Origin of the sequence: Streptomyces sp. SP18CS02 (genome assembly GCF_036322365.1) — a bacterium.
Lineage (GTDB): Bacteria > Actinomycetota > Actinomycetes > Streptomycetales > Streptomycetaceae > Streptomyces.
This window is the reverse complement of the sequence record NZ_JAQYXC010000289.1, coordinates 371,172-384,054: the sequence shown is the minus strand read 5'-3', so window position 1 is coordinate 384,054 and position 12,883 is coordinate 371,172. Positions and strand designations below refer to the sequence as shown.

At 72.0% G+C, this 12,883-nt stretch carries 13 protein-coding genes; 6 read left to right on the top strand and 7 right to left on the bottom strand.

The window, feature by feature from the left end; genetic code table 11:
• The first annotated feature begins 114 nt into the window (after window positions 1-114).
• From macS to PUR26_RS22050, 3 genes are all read left to right on the top strand, one after another.
• Complete coding sequence (macS, locus tag PUR26_RS22060; RefSeq protein WP_329874171.1) at window positions 115-1,314, top strand: MacS family sensor histidine kinase; 1,200 nt, start codon at window positions 115-117, stop codon at window positions 1,312-1,314.
• A complete protein-coding gene (locus tag PUR26_RS22055) occupies window positions 1,311-1,982 on the top strand; it encodes a response regulator transcription factor (protein WP_329874170.1) in 672 nt (223 codons plus the stop codon). Before macS ends, PUR26_RS22055 begins: the two co-directional genes overlap by 4 nt.
• Window positions 1,983-2,164: 182 nt before the next feature.
• Window positions 2,165-3,184 (top strand): 2-hydroxyacid dehydrogenase, encoded by a 1,020-nt coding sequence (locus tag PUR26_RS22050; protein WP_329874169.1) that lies wholly within the window; start codon window positions 2,165-2,167, stop codon window positions 3,182-3,184.
• Here the strand turns inward: PUR26_RS22050 and PUR26_RS22045 are convergent.
• Both PUR26_RS22045 and PUR26_RS34725 read right to left on the bottom strand, forming a co-directional pair.
• Window positions 3,171-5,042, bottom strand: a complete 1,872-nt coding sequence (locus PUR26_RS22045; RefSeq protein WP_329874168.1) for an anthranilate synthase family protein — start codon at window positions 5,040-5,042, stop codon at window positions 3,171-3,173. The genes PUR26_RS22050 and PUR26_RS22045 overlap by 14 nt on opposite strands.
• A gap of 100 nt (window positions 5,043-5,142) precedes the next feature.
• Window positions 5,143-5,241: a trp operon leader peptide gene (locus PUR26_RS34725; protein ID WP_443077134.1), complete on the bottom strand. Its 99-nt coding sequence runs from the start codon at window positions 5,239-5,241 to the stop codon at window positions 5,143-5,145.
• Between the two features lie 119 nt (window positions 5,242-5,360).
• On the opposite strand from PUR26_RS34725, the gene PUR26_RS22040 reads away from it, so the two are divergent.
• Both PUR26_RS22040 and PUR26_RS22035 read left to right on the top strand, forming a co-directional pair.
• Window positions 5,361-6,716, top strand: coding sequence for a class II 3-deoxy-7-phosphoheptulonate synthase (locus PUR26_RS22040; protein ID WP_329874167.1), 1,356 nt, complete (start codon window positions 5,361-5,363; stop codon window positions 6,714-6,716).
• A gap of 159 nt (window positions 6,717-6,875) precedes the next feature.
• Window positions 6,876-7,109, top strand: coding sequence for a (2Fe-2S)-binding protein (locus PUR26_RS22035; protein WP_329874166.1), 234 nt, complete (start codon window positions 6,876-6,878; stop codon window positions 7,107-7,109).
• Window positions 7,110-7,174: 65 nt separating this feature from the next.
• On the opposite strand, the gene bfr is transcribed toward PUR26_RS22035, so the two are convergent.
• Window positions 7,175-7,654, bottom strand: coding sequence for a bacterioferritin (bfr, locus tag PUR26_RS22030; RefSeq protein WP_329874165.1), 480 nt, complete (start codon window positions 7,652-7,654; stop codon window positions 7,175-7,177).
• A 154-nt stretch (window positions 7,655-7,808) separates the two neighbouring features.
• Between bfr and PUR26_RS22025 the strand changes: the two genes are divergently transcribed.
• Window positions 7,809-8,441 carry a sulfite oxidase-like oxidoreductase gene (locus PUR26_RS22025; protein WP_329874164.1) on the top strand — a complete coding sequence of 211 codons (633 nt, stop codon included), beginning with the start codon at window positions 7,809-7,811 and terminating at the stop codon, window positions 8,439-8,441.
• Between the two features lie 21 nt (window positions 8,442-8,462).
• Here PUR26_RS22025 and PUR26_RS22020 read toward each other — a convergent pair whose 3' ends face one another.
• From PUR26_RS22020 to PUR26_RS22005, 4 genes are all read right to left on the bottom strand, one after another.
• A complete protein-coding gene (locus tag PUR26_RS22020; protein ID WP_329874163.1) occupies window positions 8,463-9,011 on the bottom strand; it encodes a DUF4396 domain-containing protein in 549 nt (182 codons plus the stop codon).
• Between the two features lie 88 nt (window positions 9,012-9,099).
• Entirely contained in the window at window positions 9,100-9,948 is an 849-nt protein-coding gene (locus PUR26_RS22015; RefSeq protein ID WP_329874162.1) for a deoxyribonuclease IV, read from the bottom strand.
• 5 nt (window positions 9,949-9,953) lie between these two features.
• Window positions 9,954-11,912, bottom strand: coding sequence for a Stk1 family PASTA domain-containing Ser/Thr kinase (gene pknB / locus PUR26_RS22010; protein WP_329874161.1), 1,959 nt, complete (start codon window positions 11,910-11,912; stop codon window positions 9,954-9,956).
• 176 nt (window positions 11,913-12,088) lie between these two features.
• Window positions 12,089-12,883, bottom strand: a complete 795-nt coding sequence (locus PUR26_RS22005; protein ID WP_329874160.1) for a thiazole synthase — start codon at window positions 12,881-12,883, stop codon at window positions 12,089-12,091.

Sequence of the window (12,883 nt, the reverse complement as noted above, 5' to 3'; positions counted from 1 at the left end):
GCGGGGGCGTGCGCCCGGGGGACGCCCGTCCCTTCCGGCGCCTTCCGGCCGGCACGGGCCCGTACGGTTCGTACGGGCCCTCAAGGGGGTTTCTGCATTCGGGGGTGGGGAAGCGTGGCCGGACGCGAGCGCGTCGTACGCATGTCGGTCGAGCAGCCGTTGTGGCGTGCACTGACCGCCTATCGCGTGATCACCATGGCGTACGCCGTGCTGCTCTTCGCCTTCCACCGCGATCAGTACGAGCACCCCTGGGTGGCCGTGGGCTTCCTCGCGGCGCTGTGCGTCTGGACGCTCGCCACCCTCCCCAAGGTGGCCAACGCCGCCAGCTGCACCAGGCGCTTCCTCATCGCCGACCTCACCGTCGCCCTGGCGGGCATCCTGCTCACCCCGCTCGCCGACGCGCACGCCCAGGTCCAGGACGGCCCCACCCTGCCGTCGATATGGACCGCGGGCTCGGTCCTCGCGTACGCCATCAAGGGCGGCTGGCGCTGGGCGGCGTTCGCCTCCTCGCTGGTGGCCGCCGCCAACATCGTCGAACGCGGCCAGCCCAGCCGGGACACCGTCCACAACGTGCTGCTGGTGTGGGTGGCCTCCATCGCGATCGGCTACGTCGTGGAGGTCGCCCGGGCCTCCGAGCGCACCCTCGCGCGCGCCCTGGAGATCGAGGCGGCGACCCGCGAGCGGGAGCGCCTGGCCCGCGACATCCACGATTCGGTGCTCCAGGTGCTGGCCATGGTGCAGCGCAGGGGCACGGCGCTGGGGGGCGAGGCGGCGGAGCTCGGCCGGATGGCCGGCGAGCAGGAGGTCGCTCTGCGCACCCTGGTCACCGGCGGTCTGACGCGCCCGTCACTGGTCTCCGAGGACGAGTCGCAGGGCGCCGTCGTCCGCGTCGTGGAGGAGCCGGACGACGACGGGCCGAGCGATCTGCGCTGTCTGCTCGCCCCGCACGCCGGGGCGCGCGTGACCCTCTCGGAGCCGGGGGCGCCGGTGCTGCTGGCGCCCGACGCGGCGCGGGAGCTGGCGGCGGCGGTCGGTGCCGCCCTGGACAACGTCCGCAGGCACGCCGGCGATGACGCCCGGGCGTGGATCCTGGTCGAGGACTGGCCGGACGAGGTGATCGTGACGGTGCGCGACGACGGACCGGGCATACCGGAGGGCCGCCTCGCGCAGGCCGAGGGGGAGGGGCGCATGGGGGTCGCCCTCTCCATCCGTGGCAGGCTCCGGGACCTGGGGGGTTCGGCCGAACTCCTCTCCGTCCCCGGCCAGGGCACGGAAGTCGAACTGAAGGTCCCACGGGGGAAGGCGAACCGATGAGTGAGCAGCAGATCAAGGTCATGGTGGTCGACGACCATCCGATGTGGCGGGACGCGGTCGCCCGCGACCTGGCGGAGGCCGGGTTCGACGTGGTCGCCACGGCGGGGGACGGCGAGCAGGCCGTGCGCCGCGCCCGGGCCGTCCGCCCGGACGTCCTGGTCCTGGACCTCAACCTGCCCGCCAAGCCCGGCGTCCAGGTCTGCAAGGAGCTGGTCGGGGGCGACGCCGCGCCGCGGGTCCTGGTGCTCTCCGCCAGCGGTGAGCACGCCGACGTACTGGAGGCGGTGAAGTCCGGCGCGACCGGCTATCTGCTGAAGTCGGCCAGCACGGACGAGCTGATCGACGCGGTACGCCGGACCGCGGCCGGGGACCCGGTGTTCACCCCGGGCCTCGCGGGCCTGGTGCTCGGCGAGTACCGCCGGCTCGCCTCCGAGCCCGTACCCGCCGCGGAGACCGACGGGCCCAAGGCACCCCGGCTCACCGAGCGCGAGACCGAGGTGCTGCGGCTGGTCGCGAAGGGCCTGAGCTACAAGCAGATCGCCGAACGCCTGGTCATCTCGCACCGCACCGTCCAGAACCACGTCCAGAACACCCTGGGCAAGCTCCAGCTGCACAACCGGGTCGAGCTCGTGCGGTACGCGATCGAGCGCGGCCTCGACGACGCCTGATCCGGCGCCGGCCACGCCTCCGCCCGCCCGCGCGGGCGGACGGGGCGGGGCGGGGAGCGAGGGCCCGGGACGGGGCCGGAGTGGCCCCATCGGCCGCTCCCGCGCGGCGGGGCAGCGCCCCGGGCCGTATATTCGCGATGACCGGCCCATGACGCGCGCAGCTCGCTTTCAGGGGAGAAGTCGTGGAAATCCTGGCTTTCGGTGTACAGGCCGATGAGAAGGAGCTCATCGAGAGGGCCTTCGCGGGGCACCACGACGTCCGCTGTCTGAAGGTGTTCCTCACCGAGGAGACCGCGCCCGTCGCCGCCGGGTACGAGGCCATCTCCACCAGCGTCAACGCGGACCTCGGCGCCCGGGTGCTGCGCACCCTGGCGGCGGGCGGGACGAAGATGATCGCCCAGCGCTCCACCGGCTTCAACAACATCGACCTCGGCGTCGCCCAGAAAGTCGGCCTGACCGTCGCCCGGGTCTCGTCGTACTCGCCCTACTCGGTCGCCGAATTCGCCTGGACGCTGGCGATGGCCGTGAACCGCCGGATCGTCCGCGCCTCCCACCGCACCCGAGACTTCGACTTCCGCCTCGACGGGCTCCTCGGCCGCGACCTGCGCGGCCGCACGGCCGGCGTCGTCGGCACCGGCAGGATCGGCCTGGCCTTCAGCCGCATCGCCCGGGGCTTCGGCATGAACCTGCTCGGCTGGGACCTGTCCCCGAACCCGGCCTGCGCGGACCTGGGCATGCGGTACGTCGACAAGGACGAGCTCTTCGCCGAGTCGGACCTGATCAGCCTGCACGTCCCGCTGCTCCCCTCGACCCACCACCTGGTCGACGCCGCCGCCCTGAAGACCATGAAGGACGACGCGATCCTGGTGAACTCCAGCCGGGGCGGCCTGGTGGACACCGAGTCGCTGGTCACCGAGTTGCGCGCGGGCCGCTTCACCGGGGTCGGGCTGGACGTCTACGAGGCGGAGACCGGACTCTTCTTCCAGGACAGGTCCATGGAGGTCGTCGACGACGACACCCTGGCCCGGCTGATGACCTTCCCCAACGTCCTGGTCACCTCCCACCAGGCGTACTACACGGTCGAAGCGGTCACCGAGATCATCGAGACGACCGTGCGCAACGTCACGGACTGGGCGCAGGGCCGCCGCGGCGAGAACGTGCTGGTCCCCGCCGCGGACGTGGCCGACCTCAGCTCCGACTGACGCACACCCGCCCCACCAGCTCCCGCACGAGCGCCGCGCCGCGCAGCGTCAGCACCGACTCCGGGTGGAACTGGACGCCGGCGAAACCGGGGCCGCGCAGGGCGTGCACCTCGTCCGTCGCCGGGTCGCGGCAGACCTCGACCCCCTCCGCCGCCAGCGCGGCGGCCGTCGCCCCGTCGCACCGGGCGGTGAAACTGTTGTAGAAGCCGACCGTCTCCTCCGTGCCGAAGAGGTCGATCCGCAGCTGCGAGCCCTGGAAGGGGGTCCGCTTGCGGACGATGTCCAGACCCAGCTCGGCGGCGATCAGCTCATGGCCGAGGCAGACCCCGAGCAGCCCGTGCCGGTGCTCGCGCACGAGGGTGGCGGCGAGGGCGCGCAGCGCGCGCATCCTCGGATCGGCGAGGTCCGCCGGATCGCCCGGTCCCGGCCCCAGGACCACCGGACCCTCATGGGCCGCCACGGCCCCGGCCAGCCCCGGCTCGTCGAAGCGGCGCACGGTGACCGCCAGTCCCGAGGAGCGCAGCACGTGCGCCAGCATCGCGGTGAAGGTGTCCTCGCCGTCGACGACCAGGGCGTGCCCGGCCAGCCCGGCGGACCGCTCCTGCATCCGCAGCCAGAACGGCGCCAGGTCCGCGCGCCGGGCGTCCAGGGCCGCCCGCACCCGCGGATCGTCCGCGAGCCGCGGCCGCGTCGACTCCTCCCGCGGCCGTCCGGGACGGACCCCCAGGGCCGCCAGCACCCCCGCCGCCTTGGCGTGGGTCTCGGCGACCTCGCCCGCCGGGTCGGAGTGGCGCACCAGCGTCGCGCCGACCGGGACGCGCAGCTCGCCGTCGGCGGAGATGTCGGCGGTACGGATCAGGATGGGGGAGTCCAGGGTCTGCGCCCCGCTCCCGTCCGTGCCGATCAGGGCCAGCGCCCCCGCGTAGTACCCCCGTCCGGTGGGCTCGTGGCGCTCGATGACCCGGCACGCGTTCTGCACCGGCGACCCGGTGACCGTGGCGGCGAACATGGTCTCCCGCAGCACCTCCCGTACGTCCAGCGAGGACCGGCCCCGCAGCTCGTACTCGGTGTGCGCGAGGTGGGCCATCTCCTTCAGCCGGGGGCCGACCACCACTCCGCCCATGTCGCCGACGGTGCACATCATCTTCAGCTCCTCGTCGACCACCATGGAGAGCTCCTCGGTCTCCTTGCGGTCGGCCAGGAAGGCCAGCAGCCCCTCCGGCGTCGGGCCCCCGGCCGGATAGCGGTACGTCCCGCTGATCGGGTTCATCACGACCGTGCCGCCGGACATCCGGACGTGCGCCTCGGGGCTGGCCCCCACCAGGGTCCGCTCCCCGGTGTGGACGACGTACGTCCAGTACGCGCCCCGCTCACCGTCCAGCAGCCGCCGGAACAGTGCCAGGGCGTCCCGCCGCCCGAAGCCGTCGATCCGGCCGGTGTAGGTGCGGCGGATGACGAAGTTCGCGCCCTCGCCGCGCCCGATCTCGTCCTCGACCACCCGCCCCACGATCTCGGCGTACTCCTCGTCGCCGATGTCGAAGGCGCCGCCCTCCACCCGTACCTCATGGTCGGGCAGCGCCTCCAGGACCTCGGCGAGCGGCAGCGCGTACGACTCCGACGCGACCAGCACCGACAGCGGCGTGCCGTCGTCGCGCACGTCGAAGCCCCGCTCGCGCAGCTGCCGGAACGGCACCAGGGACAGGGACGGGCGCGGGCCGACCGGGATGTCGGCGAGCCGCCGTGCCTCGTGGACGTCGCCGATCAGGACCTCGACGGTGTCGTGGTCGCGGCCGGGGGTGCGTCGGCGCAGCAGGGCGAAGGGCGGGCAGGACTCGTCGAGCAGGCGGGTCAGATCCATGGGGGCGTTCCTTCCGGATGACGTGCGGGGAAGTGCAGGGAAGGAGGAACGGCCCGTGAAACGGAAGAAGGCCGCCCTCCGGGGCGGCCTTCGCGTCGATTCAGTCGCGCGAGCTGGGGTGTCTCCCCGCTCGAAGAGCGTGGGAAGGGGCCGCCGGTTGAGCGGTCCACCACCAGTTTCGGGTCGTCTGCGCGAACATGCCGGGAACCCTAGCGCATGGCGCCGGGCCCGGCCGCCCGGTGTGACGAATGCGGTCGTTCTGTCTCACCTGTCGGGCCTTGGGGTCCGGGACGGCGGGCGACCCCGTAATGTTGAGCCGTGACCGTGAACGCTGATTCCCACGCCGTTGCCGCCAAGGCGACCTGGCGAGACCTGCCCGCGGCGCAGCAGCCCGAGTACCCCGATGCCGAGGCTCTGCGCGATGTGATCGCGGACCTCGAGTCGTATCCGCCGCTCGTCTTCGCCGGCGAGTGCGACCAGCTGCGCGCCCGGATGGGGGCCGTCGCCAAGGGCGAGGCGTTCCTCCTCCAGGGCGGCGACTGCGCCGAGTCGTTCGACGCCGTCGGCGCGGACCACATCCGCGCCAAGCTCAAGACCCTGCTCCAGATGGGCGCGGTCCTGACGTACGCCGCCTCCGTCCCCGTCGTGAAGGTGGGGCGGATCGCCGGCCAGTACTCCAAGCCGCGCTCCAAGCCGACCGAGACCCGCGACGGGGTGACGCTGCCCACCTACCGCGGCGACTCCGTCAACGGCTTCGACTTCACCGAGAAGGCGAGGGTCCCGGACCCGGAGCGGCTGAAGCGGATGTACCAGGCGTCCGCCTCGACGCTGAACCTGGTGCGTGCCTTCACCACCGGCGGTTACGCCGACCTGCGACAGGTCCACGCCTGGAACCAGGACTTCGTGAAGTCGTCGCCGTCCGGACAGCGCTACGAGCAGCTGGCCCGAGAGATCGACAACGCGCTCAACTTCATGAAGGCGTGCGGCACCGACCCGGCCGAGTTCCGCACGGTCGAGTTCTACGCCTCGCACGAGGCGCTGCTGCTGGACTACGAGTCGGCGCTGACCCGGGTCGACTCCCGGACCGGCAGCCTGTACGACACCTCGGGCCACATGGTCTGGATCGGTGAGCGCACCCGCCAGCTCGACGGCGCGCACATCGAGTTCGCCTCGAAGATCCGCAACCCGATCGGCATCAAGCTCGGTCCGACCACCTCGGTCGACGAGGCGCTGACCTACATCGACCGGCTGGACCCCGAGCGCGAGCCGGGCCGGCTGACCTTCGTCGTCCGCATGGGCGCCGACAAGGTCCGCGACAAGCTCCCCGAGCTGGTCGAGAAGGTCACCGCGTCCGGTGCGACCGTGGCCTGGGTGACGGACCCGATGCACGGCAACACCTTCGAGGCGGCCTCCGGTCACAAGACCCGCCGCTTCGACGACGTGCTGGACGAGGTCAAGGGCTTCTTCGAGGTCCACAAGGCCCTCGGTACGCACCCGGGCGGCATCCACGTCGAGCTGACCGGCGACGATGTCACCGAGTGCGTGGGCGGCGGGGACGAGATCTTCGTCGACGATCTGCACCAGCGGTACGAGACGGCGTGCGACCCCCGGCTCAACCGGAGCCAGTCGCTGGACCTGGCCTTCCTGGTGGCCGAGATGTACCGCGACCAGTGATCTTGGCTTGAATTCGCCTTGACGTGAGAGTGGGGCGCGGATCCATGTGATCCGCGCCCCATCGTCGTATCCGGGACTTTTGCCGATCCCGGCATCCGGGTAAGGTTAGGTTAGCCTCACCCAGTCGGGACGGGCGCAACCGATCGATCCCGCAGGGAGGTGACCCGCGTGTACGTCTGCTCGTGCTTCGGCATCACGGAGAAGCAGGTCAAGGAACACGCGGAAGCCGGCGCGTGCACACCGCGTCAGATCGCGTCGGTCTCCAAGGCGGGGACGGACTGCGGGTCCTGTGTGCGCCGGATCCAGTCGATCCTCGGCCGTGGCGGCTGCCCCAGGCGCGAGCTGCTCGACAAGGGCGAGCCGGCGCTCGCGGAGCTGCCCGAGGCCGCCTGAGGCCACCGGTACGGCGCCGGCGGGCGCCCGGGAGTCCGGGCCCGGTGCCCGGGGTCTCTCCGGGATCAGCTCTCCGGCTGCTCGATCAGCTGGGCGATGTACAGCGCCTCGCCGAGCTTGCTGATCAGGTCGAGCTGGGTGTCGAGGTAGTCGATGTGGTGCTCCTCGTCGGCCAGGATCGACTCGAAGATGTTCGCCGAGGTGATGTCGCCCTTCGCGCGCATGACCTCGATGCCGCGCTTGAGGCGGTCGATCGCCTCCACCTCCACCTGTCGGTCCGCCTCGAACATCTCGCCGACCGACTGGCCCACCCTTACGTGGAAGAGCCGCTGATAGTTCGGCAGTCCGTCCAGGAAGAGGATCCGGTCGGTCAGCACCTCGGCGTGCTTCATCTCGTCGAACGATTCCGCACGGGTGTACTTGGCGAGTTTCGTCCACCCGAAGTTCTCCTGCATCTTGGCGTGCAGGAAGTACTGGTTGATCGCGGTCAATTCGGCGGTGAGCTGCTCGTTGAGGAACTCGATGACCTCGGGGTCGCCCTGCATCGCAGAGGCTCCTTCCACGTGTGTGACGGGTCACATTGGGCGCATCCTCGCACCGCTTCGGAGGGTCGTCCAGTAAGTGCATGCTTAGTAGGAGATGCCCGAATCGATGTGAGGCTGGTCATGACCACCCTTCCCGGTCTGTCACCATTGAGACATGGGTCAGCCGGATAGTGGGGAACACCGGGCAGCAGGGGAGTCCGCACTTCCGCCGGGACAGCGACTGCAGCGCGGCTGGCCGGTCACCCACTACGGACCCGTCCCCAAGTTCAGGCCGGAGCGCTGGGAGTTCCGGGTCTTCGGGGCCACGGCGGACGGTGACAAGCGTGGCTGGAACCATGAGGACTTCTCGGCCCTGCCGTTCTCCACGGTCGTGGCCGATCTGCACTGCGTGACGAAGTTCAGCATGCTGGGCGCCGAATGGGGCGGGGTTCCCGCCCGTACGCTCCTCGAACTGGTCCCGCCCGCGCCCGCCGTCACCCATGTGATGGTGTGGGCCGAGTACGGCTTCAGCGCCAATCTGCGGCTCTCCGACTTCGCCTCGGACCGTACGATTTTCGCCACCCACAAGGACGGTGAACTGCTCACCGCCGAGCACGGCTTCCCGCTGCGGCTGATCGTGCCCCACCTGTACGCCTGGAAGGGGCCCAAGTGGGTCCGGGGCGTGGAGTACATGACCGCCGATCGTCGCGGCTTCTGGGAGGAGCGCGGCTACCACAACATCGGCGACCCGTGGACCGAGCAGCGGTACTCGTACCAGGAGGAACCGGGGGACGGCCCGGAGCTGTGAGCCCCGTGCCCCGCGGGACGCTCAGTGGTGGTACCGATGGACCACGGCGTGGCCCTTGCCGCGCCCGATCATCCACTTGTTGACCGGTGTGGTGACGACGAAGGCCGCGAACAGGGCGATGGCGAGCACGCCCCAGAACATGCCGTCGGTGAGATGGGCGTCCATGGCGCCGGGCCACAGGGCGAGCACCCCGTTGTCGATCAGCTCCATCACGGCGATGGAGAGCGTGTCGGCCGCGAGGGCCACCCGGAAGGCGGTCCGGAAGCCGACGCCCGCCTTCAGTACGCCGCGCAGGGTGAAGGCGTAACCGAAGAAGAAGGCCAGGACGATCGCGAGGATCATCGTGGGGAGGTCGGCCCAGCCCAGGGCGGTGCCGATCACCATGCCGAGCACCTCTCCGATGGCGCAGCCGGTGAGGCAGTGGGCCGTGGCCCGGGCGGCCGTCGCCCAGGAGACCCGGCCGGCGGAGGGCCGGCGCCCACCGTGCTCACGGTGTTCGTGCCGCGTGGGGGGCTCGTTCCGGTCGGGGTGGGCGCGGTGCTCGTGCCCGGAGTGGCCGTGGTGCTGCATGAGGAGCTCCCGCCGTCAGGTGCCGGTTCCCGCGACTACGGCAAGCGTATACCCCCTCAGGGTATTCCTCCTTGAGGCTCGGCGCGTGTCAGCGCAGCGCCTTCAGGCGTGCCACGTCCGCCGCGTGCCCTTCCTTGCCGCCGGGTGTCTCGATGATCAGCGGCACGCCCTCCGTCGAGGGGTGGCGCATCAGCTCGCGGAACGGTTCGGCGCCGATGTGCCCCGCCCCGATATTGGCGTGGCGGTCCTTGTGCGCGCCCACGACGTCCTTGGAGTCGTTCGCGTGGATCAGCTTCAGCCGGTTCTCGCCGACCGTTTCCACCAGCAGATCCAGCGTCCGGCGCATGCCGTGCTCGCCGGCCAGGTCGTGCCCGGCGGCGAAGATGTGGCAGGTGTCCAGGCACACGCCCAGCTTGGGATGGGCGTCCAGCGCCTCGAAGTACGGGCCGAAGTCCCAGGTCCGCGCGCACAGCGAGGAGCCCTGGCCGGCCGTCGACTCCAGCAGCAGGAACGGGTCGTCCTCGTGCGTCAGCTCGTCCAGCAGCGGCAGCATGCGGGTGCGGACCTGGGCGAGCGCCACCTCGCGCGCACGGCCGCCGGTCGCGGAACCGGTGTGCACGACCACGCCCAGCGCGCCGATCTCCCGTGCCCGGCGCAGCGAGTGGCGCAACGACTCCACCGACCGCTCGACCGTCGCCTCGGTGTGCGAGCCGAAGTTGATCAGATAGGGGGCGTGGACGTACGCGGAGATGCCCTCCAGGGCGCACTCGGCCCGGAAGATCTCGTCCTGGGCGGGGTTCCCGGCGGGCGTGGCCCAGCCGCGGGGGTTGGCGACGAAGACCTGGACCGTCTCGGCGCCCAGCTCGCGGGCGTAGGCGAGGCCGGTCTTGGCGAGGCCGCCGGCCACGGGGACATGGCCGCCGACGGGGTTGCGCATCTGTCCTAGATTCCCTTGGTCTTGATGGTGATGGTGCTGCCCTCGGGGGCCTGCCGGCCGCCGTCCACCGACTGGCTCTCCACCGTGTCGCCGAGGAAGGGGAACTTCTTCTCCACCTTCACCCGGAAGCCCGCCGACTCCAGCTCGCGCGTGGCGTCGTCGACCTTCCGTCCGGTGACGTCGGGGACGTCGGCCATGCGCGGACCCTTGGAGACGGTCAGAGTGATCGTGTCGCCCCTGGCGGCCCGGCTGCCCTCGGCCACGGACTGCCGGGCGATGGTGCCGGCCTTCTCGGAGGAGAAGACCCGCTCCGGGGCGACCTTCACGGTGAGCCCGGCCTCCTCCAGCGTACGGGTGGCGCCGTGGACCGGGTCGCCGGTGACGTCCGGGACGTCGATCGGAGCGCCCTTGCTCACGACGAGGGCCACGGCCGAGTCCGGGGCGCGCTCGGTCCCGGGGTCCGGGTCGGTGCTGATCACCGAGCCCTGTGCGATCTCCTGGCTGAACGCCTTGGTGACCACCCCGGCGGCCAGTCCCGCCCCGGTCAGCTCGCGCCTGGCCTCGGCGAGCGGCTTGCCCTTCAGGTCGGGGACCTTCACGATCTCGGGACCGCGCGAGATGGTGAGCGACACGGAGCCGTTGCCCCGGATGCGCTCACCGGGCTTCGGTTCGGTCGCCATCACCGTGCCGCGCTGATAGGCCGTGCTGTAGTCCCGCTCGACGGCCTTGACGTCGAGGCCCGCGTCGGCGAGCCGCTTCTCGGCCTGAGCCTGCGTCTTGCCGAGGACGCCGTTGGGCACCCGTGTGAACTGGCCGGAATTGATGTACCAGACGCCTCCGCCGAGGCCCAGGACGAGCAGGACGGCGACGAGGCCGGCCAGCAGACCCCGGCGGGAGCCGCCGATGCCCGCGGTGGGGGAGCCCGCCGTACGGGAGAGGGTGGAGCGGCGCGGCGCGGACGCGCCGGCCGGCTCGGGCTGCGGCGGCATCTCCAGCCGGCTGGTGTGCTGGACCGGCTCCCGCTCGCCCGGCAGCGCGCGGGCGAGCACGCTCGTCGGCTCCTCGTCCCCGCCGGCGCTCCGGGGCCGCGCCTGCGGCGGGACCAGGTCGAGCTGGTCGTCGCCGAGGGCGGCACGGGTCGCGCGGGCCGCGGCGAGGAGGGCCACGGCGTCGTGCGGGCGGACCTCGGGGTCGCGGGCGGCGGCGAGCGCCACCAGCTCGTCCAGCTCGGCGGCCAGACCGGGCACGGCCGAGGACGGCGCCGGCACATCCGTGTGGAGGTGCCGGTAGAGGATCTGGGCGGGGGTGTCGCCGGAGTGCGGCTTGGCTCCGGTCAGCATCTCGTAGAGGACCACCCCGCACGCGTAGACGTCGGCGCGGGTGTCGGCGGTGCCGTGTTCGATCTGCTCGGGTGCCAGGTACGACACCGTGCCCAGAAGGGAGCCGGTGGTGTTGGTGGCCGTGCCGACGGCCCGGACCAGCCCGAAGTCGGCGACCTTGACCCTGCCGTCGTCCCCGATCAGGACGTTCTCCGGCTTCATGTCCCGGTGCACGAACCCGGCCAGGTGCGCGGCGCCCAGCGCCGCGAGCACCGGCTCCAGGATGTCGAGGGCGGCCCGGGGCTGGAGCGCGCCGCGCTCACGCAGGACGTCACGGAGCGTGCAGCCCGCGACGTACTCCATGGCGAGGTACACGTACGCCCCGTCGGCGCCCTGGTCGAAGACGCCGACGACGTTCGGGTGCGAGAGCCGCGCCACCGACTTGGCCTCGCGGATGAACCGCTCCACGAAGGTCGTGTCGGTCGCGAGGGCCGGGTGCATCACCTTGAGGGCGAGCACCCGGTCGAGCCGGGTGTCGACGGCCCGGTAGACCGTGGCCATGCCACCGACGGCGATGCGCGCGTCGACTCGGTAGCGGCCGTCGAGCAGCTGGCCGACGAGCGGGTCATGCAGGGTCGTATCCACCCGGCCGAGTCTACGAGCCCCCATGGACACCCCCGCAGCCCCGTGCGCGACGGCCCCGGGACTGCAGCCGAGCTGTAACACCCGGCCGCGGGGACGGCCCCGCCCGGCCCCGGGCAGGGCCCGCCGGGCCCCGGCCGGCCGGAACGCCGCCCGCTCCGGGGCGGGGTCCGTGGCGGTCAGAACGCGGGCCGCTCCGGGTCCAGGTCCGCGCGGCCCTCCGCCGGGGAGGACGCCTCGGCGAAGTGCCGGCGGGGGATGCGGCCCGCGCGGTGCGCCAGCCGGCCCGCCTCCACCGCGTGGCGCATCGCCTCCGCCATCAGCACCGGCTCCTGCGCCCGGGTGACCGCGGACGCCAGCATGACCGCCGAGCAGCCCAGCTCCATCGCGAGCGCCGCGTCCGACGCCGTGCCCGCCCCCGCGTCCAGGATCACCGGCACCCGCGCCTGTTCGACGATCAGCTGGAAGTTGTGGGGGTTGCGGATGCCCAGCCCCGAGCCGATCGGTGAGCCCAGCGGCATGATCGCCGCGCACCCGGCGTCCTCCAGCCTGCGCGCGAGCACGGGGTCGTCGTTCGTGTACGGCAGGACCGTGAAGCCGTCGTCGACCAGGATCTCCGCCGCGTCGAGCAGTTCGACGGGGTCCGGCAGCAGTGTCCGCTCGTCGGCCACCACCTCCAGCTTGATCCAGTCCGTGCCCAGCGCCTCGCGCGCGAGCCGGGCCGTGAGGACGGCCTCGCCCGCGGTGAAGCACCCGGCCGTGTTCGGCAGGACGCGGATGCCCAGCCTGCCCAGGACGGAGAGCACCGAGCCCTGGACGGTCGGGTCGAGACGGCGCATCGCCACCGTGGTGAGCTCCGTGCCGCTGGCCACCAGGGAGCGTTCCAGCACGTCGAGGCTGGGCGCCCCGCCCGTACCCATGATGAGCCGGGAGTCGAACGTGGTCCCGGCGATGGTGAGACGGTCGTCGGCCAT